General features: G+C 60.7%; 17 protein-coding genes. All 17 read left to right on the top strand.

Annotated features, from left to right (window positions below):
* The first annotated feature begins 123 nt into the window (after window positions 1-123).
* The 17 genes from AUL39_RS00085 (at window position 124) to AUL39_RS00005 (ending at window position 16,029) form a co-directional block, all read left to right on the top strand.
* Window positions 124-759 (top strand): L-threonylcarbamoyladenylate synthase, encoded by a 636-nt coding sequence (locus tag AUL39_RS00085; RefSeq protein ID WP_059052421.1) that lies wholly within the window; start codon window positions 124-126, stop codon window positions 757-759.
* 240 nt (window positions 760-999) lie between these two features.
* Window positions 1,000-2,253, top strand: a complete 1,254-nt coding sequence (glyA, locus tag AUL39_RS00080) for a serine hydroxymethyltransferase (RefSeq protein ID WP_059052419.1) — start codon at window positions 1,000-1,002, stop codon at window positions 2,251-2,253.
* Window positions 2,254-2,371: 118 nt separating this feature from the next.
* Window positions 2,372-3,016, top strand: coding sequence for a uracil phosphoribosyltransferase (gene upp, locus AUL39_RS00075; protein ID WP_059052418.1), 645 nt, complete (start codon window positions 2,372-2,374; stop codon window positions 3,014-3,016).
* Between the two features lies 1 nt (window position 3,017).
* A complete protein-coding gene (locus tag AUL39_RS11150; RefSeq protein ID WP_059052416.1) occupies window positions 3,018-3,296 on the top strand; it encodes a hypothetical protein in 279 nt (92 codons plus the stop codon).
* 437 nt (window positions 3,297-3,733) lie between these two features.
* The gene (gene atpB / locus AUL39_RS00065; RefSeq protein ID WP_059052414.1) at window positions 3,734-4,534 is read left to right on the top strand and encodes a F0F1 ATP synthase subunit A; all 801 of its coding nucleotides are present in this window, start codon (window positions 3,734-3,736) and stop codon (window positions 4,532-4,534) included.
* Between the two features lie 88 nt (window positions 4,535-4,622).
* Window positions 4,623-4,817, top strand: a complete 195-nt coding sequence (gene atpE, locus AUL39_RS00060) for an ATP synthase F0 subunit C (protein ID WP_059052411.1) — start codon at window positions 4,623-4,625, stop codon at window positions 4,815-4,817.
* Window positions 4,818-4,859: 42 nt separating this feature from the next.
* The gene (atpF, locus tag AUL39_RS00055; RefSeq protein WP_059052409.1) at window positions 4,860-5,468 is read left to right on the top strand and encodes a F0F1 ATP synthase subunit B; all 609 of its coding nucleotides are present in this window, start codon (window positions 4,860-4,862) and stop codon (window positions 5,466-5,468) included.
* On the top strand, window positions 5,458-5,931 hold the full coding sequence (locus AUL39_RS00050; protein WP_059052407.1) for a F0F1 ATP synthase subunit delta: 474 nt from the start codon (window positions 5,458-5,460) through the stop codon (window positions 5,929-5,931). The genes atpF and AUL39_RS00050 overlap by 11 nt, the downstream gene beginning before the upstream one ends.
* 20 nt (window positions 5,932-5,951) lie before the next feature.
* Window positions 5,952-7,622, top strand: coding sequence for a F0F1 ATP synthase subunit alpha (gene atpA / locus AUL39_RS00045; RefSeq protein WP_059053984.1), 1,671 nt, complete (start codon window positions 5,952-5,954; stop codon window positions 7,620-7,622).
* A gap of 6 nt (window positions 7,623-7,628) precedes the next feature.
* Window positions 7,629-8,546, top strand: coding sequence for an ATP synthase F1 subunit gamma (gene atpG, locus AUL39_RS00040; protein WP_059052405.1), 918 nt, complete (start codon window positions 7,629-7,631; stop codon window positions 8,544-8,546).
* On the top strand, window positions 8,546-10,036 hold the full coding sequence (gene atpD, locus AUL39_RS00035; RefSeq protein ID WP_082667147.1) for a F0F1 ATP synthase subunit beta: 1,491 nt from the start codon (window positions 8,546-8,548) through the stop codon (window positions 10,034-10,036). Before atpG ends, atpD begins: the two co-directional genes overlap by 1 nt.
* A gap of 8 nt (window positions 10,037-10,044) precedes the next feature.
* Window positions 10,045-10,470 carry an ATP synthase F1 subunit epsilon gene (gene atpC, locus AUL39_RS00030; protein ID WP_059052403.1) on the top strand — a complete coding sequence of 142 codons (426 nt, stop codon included), beginning with the start codon at window positions 10,045-10,047 and terminating at the stop codon, window positions 10,468-10,470.
* Between the two features lie 51 nt (window positions 10,471-10,521).
* Window positions 10,522-11,808, top strand: a complete 1,287-nt coding sequence (gene murA, locus AUL39_RS00025; protein ID WP_059052402.1) for a UDP-N-acetylglucosamine 1-carboxyvinyltransferase — start codon at window positions 10,522-10,524, stop codon at window positions 11,806-11,808.
* Window positions 11,809-11,840: 32 nt separating this feature from the next.
* Window positions 11,841-13,061, top strand: a complete 1,221-nt coding sequence (locus AUL39_RS00020) for an LCP family protein (RefSeq protein WP_059052400.1) — start codon at window positions 11,841-11,843, stop codon at window positions 13,059-13,061.
* Between the two features lie 67 nt (window positions 13,062-13,128).
* Complete coding sequence (locus AUL39_RS00015; protein ID WP_059052398.1) at window positions 13,129-13,557, top strand: metal-dependent transcriptional regulator; 429 nt, start codon at window positions 13,129-13,131, stop codon at window positions 13,555-13,557.
* A gap of 179 nt (window positions 13,558-13,736) precedes the next feature.
* Window positions 13,737-14,633, top strand: a complete 897-nt coding sequence (locus AUL39_RS00010) for a UTP--glucose-1-phosphate uridylyltransferase (protein ID WP_059052396.1) — start codon at window positions 13,737-13,739, stop codon at window positions 14,631-14,633.
* On the top strand, window positions 14,626-16,029 hold the full coding sequence (locus AUL39_RS00005) for a phosphohexomutase domain-containing protein (protein ID WP_235810708.1): 1,404 nt from the start codon (window positions 14,626-14,628) through the stop codon (window positions 16,027-16,029). Before AUL39_RS00010 ends, AUL39_RS00005 begins: the two co-directional genes overlap by 8 nt.
* Window positions 16,030-16,166: the final 137 nt, after the last annotated feature.

Genomic DNA, 16,166 nt, shown 5'->3' with positions numbered 1-16,166 from the left:
GCTGAGAACAAATTGGACATTTCACAGCGTTGAGAGGGCCAAAAACGTCGAATTTGTTCTCAGCAGCCCCAGCGCGCGAGCCGGCTCCGGCCCGTGCAAGCCGCGTCAACAGGAGGAGAAACCATGGGTAGCGTGATGCGAGTAAGCCAGGACAGCCCCACCCAAGCGGCGCTCGATGCCGCGGCAATGGCGCTTGAGGCCGGCGGCGTCATTGTCTCACCCACGGATTCCGTCTATGGCCTCGTGTGCGCGGCAACGCCAGGCAATCCTGCTCATCAGCGCATTTTCAAGATCAAGAACCGCCCCGCCACCCAAACGCTTCCCCTGTTTGTGGCGGACCCCAAAGACCTTCCGCGCTTTGCGGCTTCAGTTCCATCCTGGGCTTGCGCGCTTGTCGACGTGTACTGGCCTGGAGCGCTCACCCTGGTGGTCACCGCTTCCGAAGCCCTCCCGGCCGAGTACCTTGCCCCAACGGGTACTGTGGCGCTCCGCTGCCCCAACTCGATGCTCGTGCGCGAGCTTGCACGCCGCGTGGGTCCTCTTGCCCAGACCAGCGCGAATATCCACGGCGAGCCCTCCGCAACCTCGGGCGCCTCAGTCGAGCCGCAGATAATCGAAGCCGCTGACCTCACGCTTGACGGAGGCCCCGCCCCCCTGGCCGTTGCCTCCACCATCGTCGACTGCACGGGCGCCTCGCCCCGCGTCCTCCGCGAGGGCGCCATTGCGGAGAGGGACGTCCTGCGCGTGGCAGGGGCCTAGCTTTCTCTCGTCATCGGTCCACAAGGTTGCCGTTCCGCAAAGGCGTGTTTCACATGGGCGAAAGGTGACGGCGGCGCGTTTCCGCACGCGCTATTCTTTTGGCAAGGTGCCGTACCACGTGCGTGTCTGCGTGCAATCCGGCGTTCCTCGGTGCTTCCGAGGAACTTGGCCTGTAATGCCCGCCTACCATCTGCCAGCCGTCGTCGTGGGCCGCCCGACAGGCCCAAGAAGGAGAAAGCCATGTACCTCGAGCACCTAAGTGCCACCGATCCCGAGCTTGCTTCCGCCATCGGAGACGAGCTCACGCGAGAGCGCAACTCCATCGAGCTCATCGCATCAGAGAATTTCGTCTCGCTTTCGGTGATGGAGGCAGTGGGCTCGCCGCTCACCAACAAGTACGCCGAGGGGCTTCCTGGCCACCGCTACTACGGCGGCTGCTGGGCCGTCGACGAGGTCGAGAACCTCGCGCGCGACCGTGTGAAGAAGCTCTTTGGCGCCGCCTACGCCAACGTTCAGCCCCACTCCGGCGCGCAGGCAAACTACGCTGCCGAGGCCGTCTTCGCTAAGCCCGGCGACACCATCATGGGCATGGCCCTCGACAACGGCGGCCACCTCACCCACGGCTCGCCCGCGAACTTCTCGGGCAAGCTCTACAACGTGGTTTCCTATGGCCTGGACCCGCAGACCGAGCGCATCGACTTTGATGACGTCGCGGCTAAGGCCGAGAAGTATCAGCCCAAGCTCATCATTGCTGGCGCTTCCGCCTACCCGCGCACCATCGACTTCGAGCGCTTTGCCCAGATTGCCCACGACAACGGCGCTGCTCTCATGGTCGATATGGCCCACATTGCCGGACTTGTCGCCACGGGCCGCCACCCCTCGCCGGTGCCCTACGCCGACGTGGTTACCTCCACAACGCACAAGACCCTGCGCGGTCCCCGCGGCGGCATCATCCTCTGCAATGACCCCGCCATCTCCAAGAAGATCAACTCCTCGGTCTTCCCTGGCACGCAGGGTGGCCCGCTCGAGCACGTCATCGCCGGCAAGGCCGTTGCCTTTGGCGAGGCGCTGCGTCCCGAGTTTGCTGCCTACACTGACGCAATTCTCGCCAACGCCAAGGCGCTTGGCCGCGGCATGGAGTCGCGCGGCCTAAGGCTCGTGACCGGCGGCACCGACAACCACCTGCTGCTCGTTGACCTCACGCCCGCCGGCGACGTTACCGGTCGCGACGCCGAGACTGCGCTCGACGCCGTGGGCATCACGGTCAACAAGAACACCATCCCCGGCGAGCAGCGCTCGCCCTTCGTCACGAGCGGCATTCGCGTGGGATCTGCGGCGGCAACCACACGCGGCTTTGGCGAGGCCGAGTGCGAACGCATCGGCGAGCTCATCGGCGACGTCGTGACCAACCTCGGTGACGAGAACGTCCAGGAGCGCGTTGCTGGCGAGGTCAAGGAGCTCCTGCAGGCCCACCCCCTCTATCCAGAGCTCTAGCGAGCTGAATGAGACAAAGGGACAGTCCCTTTGTCTCATTCCTAAGTGCTAAGGTCTTTCGGGGAAGACCATGAGACAAAGGGACTGTCCCTTTGTCTCAATACGAGAAGGGATGCACATGGCAGATTACGACGAGAGCAGGCTTACGGTCGTCAATCACCCTCTGGTCCAGCACAAGCTGAGTATCCTGAGGGACAAGGACACGGGTACCAAGCAGTTCCGCGAGCTCGTGACTGAGCTTGCCATCTTCGAGGGCTACGAGGCCATGCGCGACTTTCCGCTCGAGGACGTCGAGGTTGAGACCCCGCTCGAGAAGACCACCTGCAAGCGCATCGCCGGCAAGAAAGTTGCCATCATCCCCATCCTTCGCGCCGGTCTGGGCATGGTTGACGGTATCCTCACCCTCGTGCCCTCCGCGCGCGTGGGTCACGTGGGCATGTACCGTGATCCCGAGACCCACATTCCGCACCAGTACTACTGCAAGTTCCCGCCTGACGTCGAGAACCGCACCTGCCTCGTGGTCGATCCCATGCTCGCTACGGGCGGCTCTCTCACCGCGGCCATCCAGTTCCTGCGCGAGGCGGGCGTGAAGGACATCCGCTGCCTCACCATCGTCTCCTGCCCTGAAGGCGTCAAGGCAGTTCTCGACTACGACCCTGACGTACGTCTCTACACGTGCTCCGTTGACAGGTGCCTTAACGAGAACGCCTACATCCTTCCTGGCCTGGGCGATGCCGGTGACCGCATCTACGGCACCAAGTAGCATGGCCACAATGGTCATCTTGGGCGTGGCAGCGGGCGTACTCGCGGCCACGCCCGTCCTTTTCACGCTCCATCGGGCCGCACGGGGGGACAAGCCCTCCCTGGCGGCAGGACTGGGGAGCATTCTGGCGTCGTTCTTTGGAATCCAGCTTCTCGTCCTTGCCGTTTACCTCGGTGATTCGACCGCTGTACTACCGTTCGGCGGTTCCGCTGCGCTTTCTTTTCTCGCGGTCTCGACCGTTGCGGGACTTGTCGCTTGGCAAAGAAACCCACGTAAGTAGCGTTTTCCGGGGTACTCCTTTGGTCGTACTTCTTCGGCGCTTCAGACGTGCAGAAATTGTGTCTTCCTTGCGAATTTGATGACGTATCGACACTTTTGGCCAATCGGGAAAATACGGAAGCGGTTCTCGTTTTGCCAGGTATTTTGGGGCGTCAGACTTGTTTATTGAACGTTGTTCAAAAATTGACCTGAACTTGGTTCCCGTCTACTCCCAAAGTGCTAATATCGCGACTTGCTCTTTGGACATCTGAGTTTTCGTTTATGGGATGCCGAGCGGAAAATGCTCATCAATGAGCATTTCTGCTCGTTACCGTACGCGGAAGAAGCGAATGACTCCCTGCATGGAGTGGGTAGAATGGACCACATGCGCGGTCTAGGATGCTCGCCAGGGAGTGTCGCAGACCCCGCAGAGGCGGAGTGTGGAAGGAAGGACGAATAGTGGACGCGCTTTCCAAGTTGCCCGATGCGATGAATGAGCTGCTTGACGGTTTTATGTCTCATGCCATCGTTGGAGACACCACGGTCGGCCTCACCCAATACATCTTTTGGATGTGCGTCGCCATCGCGTTGCTCCTCATTGTGATGTTCGTCTTCAAGAAGAAGCAGGCCCAGAGCTTGGTGCCCCAGGGCTTCTTCGTAAACGGCGTCGAGTACGTGGTCGAGTTCGCACGCGACGACATGTGCAAGTCCATCTTGGGCGATACCTGGAAGAAGCACTTCCCGTTCATCGCCACGCTCTTCTTCTTCATTCTGTTCAACAACATCGTGGGCATCATCCCCGGCTGCCACCCCGGCACCGGTACCATCGGTGTCACGGCCGCACTTGCCCTCTGTTCGTTCGTCTACTTCATTGCAGTGGGCATTAAGCGCAAGGGCGTCTGGGGCTACATCAAGAGTCTGGCACCCGAGGGCTTGGCCCTTCCCATGCGCATCATGGTATGGGTCATCGAGCTCTTCTCGACGTTCCTGCGCCTCATCACCCTTGCCGTCCGACTCTTCTGCAACATGTTCGCCGGCCACGTGGTCATGGGCACCTTCGCCATCCTGGCTTCGCTCTTCTTCGAGCCCCTGCTCCAGGGCTTCTCGGCAGCGGCGCTCGGCAGCGCAGGGGCGTCAATCTTCTGGGTGCTCATTCTCATTGTCATCTACCTGGTCGAGATTCTGGTCGCAGTAATCCAGGCGTACGTCTTCACGCTTCTCTCGGCCGTCTATATCCAGCTCGTCGAGCAGGACGAGTAGTAACAGGGCAACAAGCGGTACACGGCCGCTTCTGCATAGCACGACGTCAGAGTTCGCCTGGGTCCAGGCGAGTGACAAAGGAGGAATCGTGGGAGTCATTGGTTATGGTCTCGGTGTCATCGGCGCTGCTATCGGCATTGGTCTGGCTGCCTATGGTGCTACAACTTCCATGGCGCGTCAGCCCGAGGTTCAGGGTCGTCTGTTTACGGTCTTCATCCTGGCCTCTGCATTCGTTGAGGCACTCGCCCTCATCGGCTTCGTCGTGACGTTGATGTCCGCCTAACGCATGGGACAACACGACGTACAAGCTGAGTTGGAGGGACGTATGAATAGGAACATGAAGGGGAGCGCGCGCATCGCGGCCGTTGCTGGTCTCATGCTGGGCACGGTCCTCTCGCTGCCTACCGTTGCCCTCGCCGACAGCCCAAGCGGTGCCGACCTCCTTCTGCCTAAGCCCGCGGAGTTCATCCCCGCGCTCATCGCATTCCTCGTCATCTGGTTCATCATGGCCAAGTTCGCTTGGCCCTCGATCCTCGGCATGATGGAGAAGCGCCAGCAGAAGATTCAGGACGACCTCGACTCCGCGGAGAAGTCCAAGGCGGAGGCTGCGGCAGAGGCACAGAGCTACGAGGACAAGCTCGTCGAGGCTAACCGTAAGGCTGAGGAGATTATCTCCCAGGCCAAGAAGGAGGCAGAGGAGGAGCGCTCGCAAATCCTTGCCAAGGCGCAGCACGAGGCATCGGACATCATCGCCAAGGCGCACGGTGCCGTTGATTCCGAGCGTCGCAAGGCCACGATTGAGCTTTCGAACTCGGTCGTTGACCTTTCGGTCGAGATTGCAAGCAAGATTATCGGCAACGATCTTACCGAGGATCAGCAGCGCAGGCTTGCCGAGAAGTACCTCGCGGAAGTGAGTGCCCCCGATGAGCATTAAACGAGCCGACGAACAGAAGGCAGAGGCCTATACCAGGGCTCTGCTCGAGGCGGCCCGTCAGCAGGGTCGCGCGAACGCTGACCTGGTGCAGTGGCAGCATGCCAAGAAGTTCTCGCCCGAGGTGCTGGAGACGCTTACCGCCATGCAGGCCGAGAACGACTCGGGCCTCATTGACCAGGTTGCCAAAAAGTACCAGGAGCTTCTGGACAATGAGGATACGACTGTCTCGGTTACCGTCACGACGGCCGTCCCCATGGACGAGGCACTTCGTGGCAAGGTCCGCGCACAGTCGGAAAAGATGCTTAACGCACCTGTCTATCTCGTTGAGCGCGTTGACCCAAGCATCCTGGGTGGCGTTGTTATCGAAGCGCGCGGTAAGCGCATGGATGCTTCGGTGCGCGCCCAGCTTTCGCTCATCAGGAAGACGCTCTCCTCAGCATTCATCGGAGGTGAAGAGCAGTGACAGAAAACGAGCAGGTTACCATCGAGAAGCAGATTAGCTCGCAGCGCATTCTGGACACCCTGCGCGAACAGCTCTCAGCCATCAATGCTACGGTTGATCGCCAGGAGGCGTCGGTTGTAACGCAGGTGGGCGATGGTATCGCGTACATCTCTGGCCTCAAGACGGCAATGGCGGGCGAGCTCTTGCAGTTCACGAGTTCCGTGACGGGTCGTAGCGTCTATGGCCTCGCACAGAACCTCGAGGAGGACAGGGTCGGCGCCGTTCTCTTTGGTGACGTTGATTCCATCAAGGAGGGTGACGAGTGCCGTACCACCGGCCGCGTCATGGACATTCCTGTGGGCCATGCAATGCTCGGCCGCGTGGTGAATCCGCTGGGCCAGCCCATCGACGGCCTTGGTCCCATCGACTCCATGCACCGTCGCCCCATCGAGTTCAAGGCCCCCGGCATCATGGCACGCCAGCCGGTCTGCGAGCCCGTGCTTACCGGTCTTCTCGCCATTGACGCTATGGTGCCCATTGGTCGTGGCCAGCGTGAGCTCATCATCGGCGACCGAAAGACAGGCAAGACCGCCATCGCCATTGACACCATCGTGAACCAGCGCGATACGGACATGCTCTGCATTTATGTGGCAATTGGCCAGAAGGCCTCTACGGTTGCCACAATCAGGGAGTCCCTCGCCAAGCATGGCGTTCTCGATAAGACGGTTATCGTTGCCGCTACCGCAGCGGATTCCGCACCGCTGCAGTACATCGCCCCCATGGCCGGCGCGGCCATTGGCGAGTACTTCATGTACAACGACGCCAACGGCAACCCCGCGGACGCCACGCACCCCGGTGCTCACGTCCTCGTGGTCTACGATGACCTCTCCAAGCAGGCTGTGGCCTATCGTCAGATGTCGCTGACGCTTCACCGTCCGCCTGGACGCGAGGCCTATCCTGGCGACATCTTCTACCTGCACTCTCGTCTGCTCGAGCGCGCGTGCAAGCTGTCCGACGAGAACGGCGGCGGATCGCTCACGGCACTCCCCATCATCGAGACGCAGGAGGGCGATGTCTCCGCCTACATTCCCACCAACGTGATTTCCATCACTGATGGGCAGATCTACCTGCAGACCAACCTGTTCTTCCAGGGTCAGCGCCCCGCTGTTGACGTGGGCATCTCGGTCTCCAGGGTTGGTGGCGACGCGCAGTACAAGGCCATGAAGCAGGTTGCCGGTACGCTGCGTCTGGACCTTGCCGCATACCGCGACAAGCAAGCCTTCGCACAGTTTGGCTCTGACCTCGACGCAACCACTCAGTACCAGCTCAACCATGGTGCACACATGATGGAGCTCCTCAAGCAGGGTCGCTTTGCCGCCCTTGCTGCACCCGACGAGATCATCGCGGTCTTCGCCGGCAAGGAGGACTTCCTCGACGACATCGACCTCAACCACGTGGGCCTGTTCCGCGACGGGCTTGCCAAGTACATGGCCGACAAGCACCCTGCGCTTCGCGCCTCCCTTCTCGAGGGCAAGATCTCCGAGGACCAGGAGCGTCGCCTCAAGGAGCACATCACGCACTACAAGGCTCAGTTCATGCTCGAGCACCCCAACAAGGTCAAGGCCAGCGATGTCGAGCGCACCGCAGAGAAGGCCGTGGCCGCCGAGAGCGTCGAGGTGCCCAGCCAGGACGCGGAGAAGGGCCAGGAGTAACGACCGATGGCCAACCTTCGCGAAATACAGCGGCGCATGTCCTCCATCAAGAGCACTATGCAGATTACCCGCACCATGGAGATGATCTCCACAGCGCGGATTCGCTCGGCGCTCAAGAAGGCGGATGAGGCCACCCCGTACAAGGACGCCATCACCAACATGCTCGCGAACGTTGCGAGTGCGGGTTTTGACGATTCTCAGCCCCTCCTCCGTGGTCGCACGCATGAGAAGAACGTCCTGTTCATTCTTGTCGCGTCCGACCGAGGGCTTGCGGGCGGCTTCAACCTGCTCCAACAGCGCGCAGTCGAGCACGAGATGGCTGCGCTCAAGGAGAAGGGCGTCTCATCCGAGATCATTACCTGCGGCAGGAAGCCCACGGAGTACTTCACATTCCGCAAGGTGAAGCCGGTGATGTCCTTCGTGGGCATCTCGTCCGAGCCAAACCAGGATGAGGCAGACCGCATTGCTACCTACGTGATGGATGCCTATGCCGCTGGGCGTATCGACCGTGCTGTTCTGTGCTACTGGCACGCCAAGAACCGCGTCGACCAGACGCAGGTCGTAGAGCAGCTGCTGCCGGTTGAGCAGGAGAAGCTCATGATGCCCAACGCGCCTCGCACCAAGGAGGCATTGTCGGAGGTTGGTCACAAGTTCTACTCCGACTATACCTTCGAGCCTTCTGCGCAGGAGGTCCTGGGGTATCTGATGCCCGCCTATATCAAGACGGTCATCTTCCACGCGCTTCTCGACTCGGCCGCTGCCGAGCACGCCGCCCGCCGTCGTGCCATGCAGTCGGCAACCGACAACGCGAAAGAGGTCCTGAACTCGCTCGGTCGAACCTATAACCGAGAGCGTCAGGGCGCCATCACCACCGAGCTGACCGAGATCATTGGCGGTGCGGCTGCATTGGAGGACAGCTACTAATGGCAGAAATCACCGAACAGGTGCGCACCCCCCTTGAGGAGGCCACCTACAACAAGCTCAACAAGAGCGTCGGAGATGGGTACATCGTCCGTATCGTCGGACCTGTCGTGGACGTCAAGTTTGATGGCAGGGTCCCCTCGATTTATACGGCCCTTCTCGTCGATGACGACACGCCCATCGGTCGCGTAAAGACGGTGCTCGAGGTCGAGTCCCAGCTTGCTGGCGACATCGTGCGTACCGTTGCCATGTCGTCTACCGATGGATTGCAGCGTGGGCTGCGCGTCAAGGACACCGGACACCCCATGATGATGCCGGTTGGCCCTTCGACGCTCGGTCGCGTTTGGAACGTCATGGGTGAGCCCGTCGACGGCAAGCCAATCCCCGACGATGTGCAGTACTATCCCATCCACCACCCCGCACCCGCCTTCGAAGAGCTCACCACCCAGACGGAGATTTTCGAGACCGGCATCAAGGCCATCGACCTTCTGGAGCCCTATGTTCGCGGCGGCAAGACTGGTCTCTTCGGCGGCGCCGGCGTTGGTAAGACGGTCCTCATTCAGGAGCTCATTAACAACCTTGCCCAGCAGCACGGCGGCACCTCCGTCTTCACGGGCGTCGGCGAGCGCACGCGTGAGGGTACCGACCTCTACCTTGAGATGAGCGAGTCTGGCGTCATCAACAAGACCTGCTTGGTCTACGGCCAGATGAACGAGCCGCCTGGAGCACGTATGCGTGTTGCGCTGGCTGGCCTCACCACAGCTGAGTACTTCCGCGACCAGGGCCAGGACGTCCTGCTTTTCATCGACAACATCTTCCGCTTCTCGCAGGCGGGCTCCGAGGTCTCGGCCCTTCTCGGCCGCATGCCTTCCGCCGTTGGCTACCAGCCCACGCTGGCAACTGAGATGGGCGAGCTGCAGGAGCGCATTACCTCCACCAAGGAGGGCTCCATTACCTCGGTCCAGGCCGTCTACGTTCCTGCCGACGACCTTACCGACCCTGCCCCTGCAACTACGTTCACGCACCTGGACGCTACCACGGTTCTTTCGCGTGCCATTACCGAGCTTGGCATCTATCCGGCTGTCGACCCCCTGGCCAGCTCGAGCTCGGCGCTCGATCCGTCCATCGTGGGCGAGGAGCACTACCGCGTGGCCATGAAGGTGCAAGAGATCCTGCAGGAGTACTCCGATCTCCAGGACATCATCGCCATTCTGGGCATGGATGAACTCTCCGAGGAGCAGCAGCTCACGGTTGCCCGTGCGCGCAAGGTCCAGCAGTTCCTGTCGCAGAACTTCCACGTTGCCCAGAAGTTCACGGGTGCTCCCGGCGTGTACTGCACCGTCGATGAGACCGTCCGCTCGTTCGCCCAGATTGTCGATGGCAAGTGCGATGACATCCCCGAGCAGGCGTTCCGTTTTGCCGGCAACATCGACGACGTCCGCGCTCGTGCCAAGAAGATGGCGCAGGCGACCGGCGAGAAGTCCAAGGGCTAGGAAGAGACATGGCCGAGCTCAATTGTCAGTTCGTCCGTCCGGACAGGTTGCTGTACAAGGGACCTGTCGCGAGTCTCATCTTGGTCACGCACTCCGGCGAGCTTGGCGTGTGGCCAGGGCATGCTCCTGAGATTTGTTCGCTGGGCGACGGCGTCGTTCGTCTCCACCTCCGCGAGGAGGATGGGGGCGGCACGACCAAGGTTGTCATCTCGGGCGGCTATGCCCAGATTGACGGCAAGGGCGTCATCATCCTTGCCGACCACGCGCGCCTTGTCGATGACATCGAGCCGAACGTGGTGCGTGAGACACGCGACACCGCCCTCGACACGCTTAACGGTCTCGCGGAGTCAGATGGACGTCGTGCGTATTGGGAGAACAAGGTAAAGTGGTGTAATCTACTGCTCAAACAAGCGGCGGAGCATAAGCAGAACTAAGACCCAGGCGGCCCCGCGAAAGCGGGGTCGCTTGCTGTATGCGGGAGGAACATGGACGTTATTAAGGTTGAGGGCGGGCACGAAATAACAGGCGAGGTCACGGTTGAGGGCGCCAAGAACTCTGCGCTCAAGCTCATGGCCGCAACAATCATGGCTCCCGGCGTCACCACGCTGAAGAACGTCCCCAACATTGCAGACGTCCACGTTATGGGCAAGGTGCTTAAGCGTCTTGGCGCCACTATCGACGTGCTGGACAAGCACACCCTCGTAATTGACACCTCGAACGTCGATAAGTGGGAGACCCCCTACGAGCTGGTTGCCCAGATGCGCGCATCGACGGCAGTTCTCGGTCCCCTCATCTCGCGCTTCGGCAAGGCTGTTGTGGCAATGCCAGGTGGCTGCAACATTGGTGCCCGCAAGATCGACATGCACATCCTTGGGCTCGAAGAGCTTGGCGTCCAGTTTGACGTCAAGCACGGTAACATCCATGCCACTACACCCAATGGAATTACGGGCAATACCGTTACGCTTGCCTTTGCGAGTGTGGGTGCCACCGAGAACCTCATGATGGCATCGGTTCACGCAAAGGGAACCACCATCATTGACAACGCCGCACGCGAGCCGGAGATCGTCGACCTGGCAAACATGCTCAACGAGATGGGCGCAAAGGTTAAGGGTGCGGGCTCGCCGGTCATCGAGATCGAGGGCGTGGGGGAGCTCCATCCCGTCACTCATACCGTTGTGGGCGATCGTATCGAGGCAGGTACCTTCCTCGCCATTGGCGGCCTTTGCGGCAAGCCTGTTACCGTGAATGGGTTCGACCCCATCCACCTGGGACTTGTTCTCAAGAAGTTTGAGAAGATGGGCCTTGCTGTCCAGCGCGAGGCACACGGCTGCACCGTCTGGCGCGAGGGACCCATTCTTCCCACAGACATTCAGACGCTGCCCTTCCCCGGTTTTCCCACCGACATGCAGGCGCAGACCATGTGCCTTCTCGCGCTTGCCAAGGGCTCGTGCGTTATCACCGAGAACGTATTTGAGAACCGCTTCATGTTTGCAAGCGAACTGCAGCGCATGGGCGCCGACATTACCATTGAGGGCCATCACGCCATCGTGCATGGCGTGCCGGGCTTCTCGGGCACGCAGGTAAAGTCGCCGGATCTTCGCGGTGGCGCCGCGCTTGTCATGGCCGGCCTCGTGGCCGATGGAGTCACAACCGTTTCTGCCATCCACCATATTGAGCGAGGGTATGAGGGCTTCGTGAGCAAGCTTGTCTCGCTTGGTGCCAAGGCAGAGCGCGACACGGTTCCCGATGACGAGGATGCGATCAGGGACTAGTTCCCTCGCGCGGACAGGATGCGGAGCGGCTGATGAGTAAGCACATGAGGACCGAGGAGAATGACTCCGGTATCGATGCGCCTGACGAGTACAGCCGCGACAACGTTGAGCGCTACAGCAATAAGCGTCGTAAGCACAGTCTCCGCAAGAGTGTCGCGCGCGGCATAGTCATTGCCTTGGTGGCGATTCTCGTTGGTGGAGGGGTTGCGTTTGCCTTCTGGATTAACAACGTCCAGACCCGCATGAACAACAGCCAGGTCATTACCCCCGAGCTTCAGCAGAGTCTGGCAGACGCCTCCGCTGACAACACGCCCGATACTCCGAACGACCCCTATTACGTACTGCTCCTTGGAACCGATGGCCGTCCCGGCGAGACGGACTACCGTGCCGACACCATCATCCTCGCCCGCATTGATCCGCCCAGCAAGCGTGTGACGCTCCTCTCGATTCCGCGAGATACCATGGTCGAGTGGAAGGGAACGACCATGAAGATCAACGGCGTCCACACCTACGATGGTGCTGCTGGTATGGTGCAAATTGTGAGCGAGAAGTGCGGCGTTCAGATCTCTCACTATGCAGAGATTGCCTTTGACGGCCTCTCGACGCTTACCGATGCCATGGGTGGCGTGACGGTTGACGTCGACCAGTACATGAAAGACACCGAGAATTTTGACGATGTCACCGAGCTTGAACCCGGCGTCCAGACACTTGATGGTGCGCAGGCACTCTTCTACTGCAGGTGCCGCCACTTTCCAGATGGTGATTACACCCGCATGCGCCATCAGCGCACTTTTATCAAAGCCATGCTCAACCAGCTTCTGGCAACCAACGACCCAACAAAGATCGTGAGCCTTGTTGACGCTACCGCAGACGTCATTTCCACCGATCTCTCCATCTCGGACATTGTGACCTTGGCATCCGAGATGGTAGGCATGGATACGGAGAGCGACATTTACACCGCCTATGTTCCCTCCGAACCAAAAGATGTTGACGGCGTCGCATATGTTGTTGCCGACTGGAATGCGCTTGACGAGATGATGAAGGTCATCGATGCGGGCGAGGACCCCTCGTCCCTTGACGTTGACCAGTACGGCTATGTCGATGAGGGCTCCTCGTCCACAAGTGCGGATGCCGGCGCAGATGGAGCTACGGATTCTGCGAACTCTTCCCCTGTGGCCACATCAACTGCGACAACATCCTCGCAGTCTGCCGAATCTACGGCTTCCTCGTCTACCTCGGCGCCAAAGAACTGATTACTTGGGGATAATGTCTCCAGGACACGCGCCGGGGGCGCGTAAAGCAAGATGGGGGAGACTTCTCATGGCTCTAACGGGTGACGGAAACCAAGACCATGCCCTTACAAGGGCAGGCGAAGACTATCTCGAGTCCATATACAGGCTGTCTAAAGAGTCGGGTGATTCCGATGGCAGCGTTCGCTCCGTCGATGTTGCCGAGCAGCTCGAGGTGTCGAAGGCAAGCGTTAACAAGGCGCTTTCTATGCTCAAAGAGGAGGGCATGGTCAACCAAAGCCGCTATGGCCGCGTGACCTTAACCCCCGAGGGCAAGGAGTACGCCGCCATCGTGTGGCGCGCTCATCGCGCGCTGCGAGCCTTTCTCGAAGCGGACCTTGGCGTCGAGGCGGAGCGTGCGGACGAGGAGGCATGCCTCATGGAGCACGTGCTCTCTGCCGACACCATGTCGCGTCTGATTGACTACCTTGCAAAGCAGGGCGTGACCATTCCCGATTAGCATCATGGCCATTTGATGCACTAGGTGTGTGCGCCATGTGACGGCGAACTGGAATACGTCCGCAGTCCGGCGGAGGTCTGCCGCTAAGAGAAGGCGGGGCAATCGACGCATACGCAGGGGTATGGTGTGTCTGGCGCTTTTGGCCACAAGTGCAAACTATTGAAGGGAACACGACCACTATGAAGGCAATCATTCCGGCAGCAGGCCTCGGCACGCGCTTCCTGCCCGCAACAAGGTGCATGCCCAAGGAGCTTCTGCCCGTCCTCGACAAGCCCATCCTCCAGTACGTTGTCGAGGAGGCCCTGGAGCCCGAGGGCGTCGATGGCGTCGTGATTGTGAACTCTCGCGAGAAGCCCCAGATTGAGCAGTACTTCTCTGTCGACGAGGACTTCGAGAACATGCTTCGCGAGCGGGGCAAGGGTGAGGCGGCGGATCGCGTGCACGAGGCATCCACTTTGCCGGTCTCCTTTGTCTACCAGGACAACCCACGTGGCCTTGGCCACGCCGTTCACTGTGCGGCGGACAAGATCGACGGCGAGCCGTTCTTTGTACTTCTAGGCGACTACTTTGTGCCGGACAAGCAGATGTGCGTGCGCATGGCGCAGGTCTCTCGCGAGCACGATGGCGCTTCGGTTATCGCCGTTGCGCCGGTGCCTGAAGACCAAGTGAGCCGCTATGGCATTATTGCCGGCCAGTGCGTTGGTCATCTTGATGGCGCAAAGGACGGCGAGGAGGAAGAAGGCGCTGTCTGGAAGGTGACAGGGCTTGTCGAGAAGCCAAAGCCCGAGGATGCCCCCTCACACCTTTTCATTGTGGGGCGTTATCTGCTCTCTCCGCGCATTATGGAGCTTCTCGCCACGCAGGCACCCGGTGCCGGCAATGAGATTCAGCTTACCGATTCCATGCAGCGCCTCCTTGCTGAGGAGGAGATGTACGCGCTGGTAGTTGACCCCGCAGAGGGATGTGACACTGGGACCCCCGCGGCCTGGGCGGCGACAAACGCACGCATGGCGCTCAAGAGCCCCCAGACGGCGGAGGCCTTCCATGAGGCATTTGGAGACAAGGCACTTGGATAGGCGTTCCAACATAATCCGCTTTGGTGCAGACGGCTGGCAGGCGCGCCTGGATGACGGCTTTGACGAGGCTGGCGTCAGGCGCGTTGCCGATTCGCTCGGCCTGCTCTGGGCAGAAGCCCATCCCGGCGCCACAGTTCTTGTTGGCTATGACACGCGACACAACTCTGCAGAGTATGCACGTGCGGCTGCCTGCGTCCTTGCGTCTTTTGGCCTGCGCGCTGTTGTCTCTGATAGACCGTGCCCCACGCCCGTTGTGTCGTGGTGCTGCTCGAGGAGGGATGACGCGGTAGGCGTCGTTATGCTTACGGCGAGCGAGCGCTCCTGCGAGTATGGTGGCCTTATTGTTCGCGGTGCGGACGGCGGCCCAGTGTCGCGCGAGTTCCTAGACACCGTAGAACAGCACATATCTTTGGAGCCTCCCACAGATTGCGGAGAGCTCCGGGTTGAGAACTTCATAGATCCGTACCTTGATGACCTCGTCACGCTTGTGGACGGTGCGGCCATAGCAGCCGCTACCCCAAGCGTCATAGTTGACCCCATGTACGGTGCGGGCACAGGCGTGCTTGCAAACGCGCTCGAGCGCCTTGGTTGCAACGTAACCGAGATCCACGCTGGCCCCTGTGAAGACTTCTGCGGCCTTCACCCGGAACCCGCCGATCCGTGGGCGGACGAATGCGAAGAGACCGTCTCGTCGACAGGCGCCGACATGGGATTCCTGCTCGACTGTGATGGCGACCGAGCGGGCGTGGTGGACGAGAATGGCAACATCTTGCTGCCGCACGAACTCTCTCCGCTTGTCCTTGGTCACCTTGTCGAGAACCGCGGGGAGTCTGGGCGAGTAATAGTTACGCTCACGTGCTCCGCAAGAATTGCGCGCCAGGCCGAACGCCTTGGGTGCCAACTCACGTCGGTTCCCGTTGGCTTCTCTCGCATATATAGAGAAATGCTCGAGGGAGACGTGTTGCTAGGCGCTGAGGAGTACGGCGGTCTGGCATTCCCCTCTCATCTGCTCGAGCGGGATGGGCTGCTCGCCTGCCTTCTCGTGGTGGAACTGGCAGCCAAGAGCGGACGGACAGTCCGTCAGCTGGTAAGCGACATGGGCGACAAGATCGGCCATATGCGCTATACGCGCAGAGACGTTCGGCTTGACCCCGCGGCAACGCAAGCGTTCCGGAACGTGTTGCCGGGGCTGAATCCCGGTTCGGTTGCCGGGCGTCGGCCTGTTGAGGTAAGCCACGCAGACGGTCTGCGCCTCCAGTTCGATGACGGCTCTTGGGTCCTCATGCGTCCTTCGAGGTCAGACCCAGTGGTCAGGGTCTATTCCGAGGCCCCCACCGAGGGCGAGCGCGACCGCCTCCTGGACGCCTCCTGCGGCATGGTGCGCGCGGGCGCCTGAGCCCGGTTGTGTAGGAGGTGTGGAGACGCCCCTCGGCCCTTCCCACGGGCCCCGCAGGGGGCGTATATTTCTACCTCGCGCGGCGCACGCCCCACACGGACGGACGCCGCGGGGCACCCTGAGAACCGGATACCGTG

Source organism: Tractidigestivibacter scatoligenes, from assembly GCF_001494635.1.
GTDB classification, from domain to species: Bacteria; Actinomycetota; Coriobacteriia; order Coriobacteriales; family Atopobiaceae; genus Tractidigestivibacter; species Tractidigestivibacter scatoligenes.
This window is presented reverse-complemented; position numbering and strand designations above follow the sequence as displayed.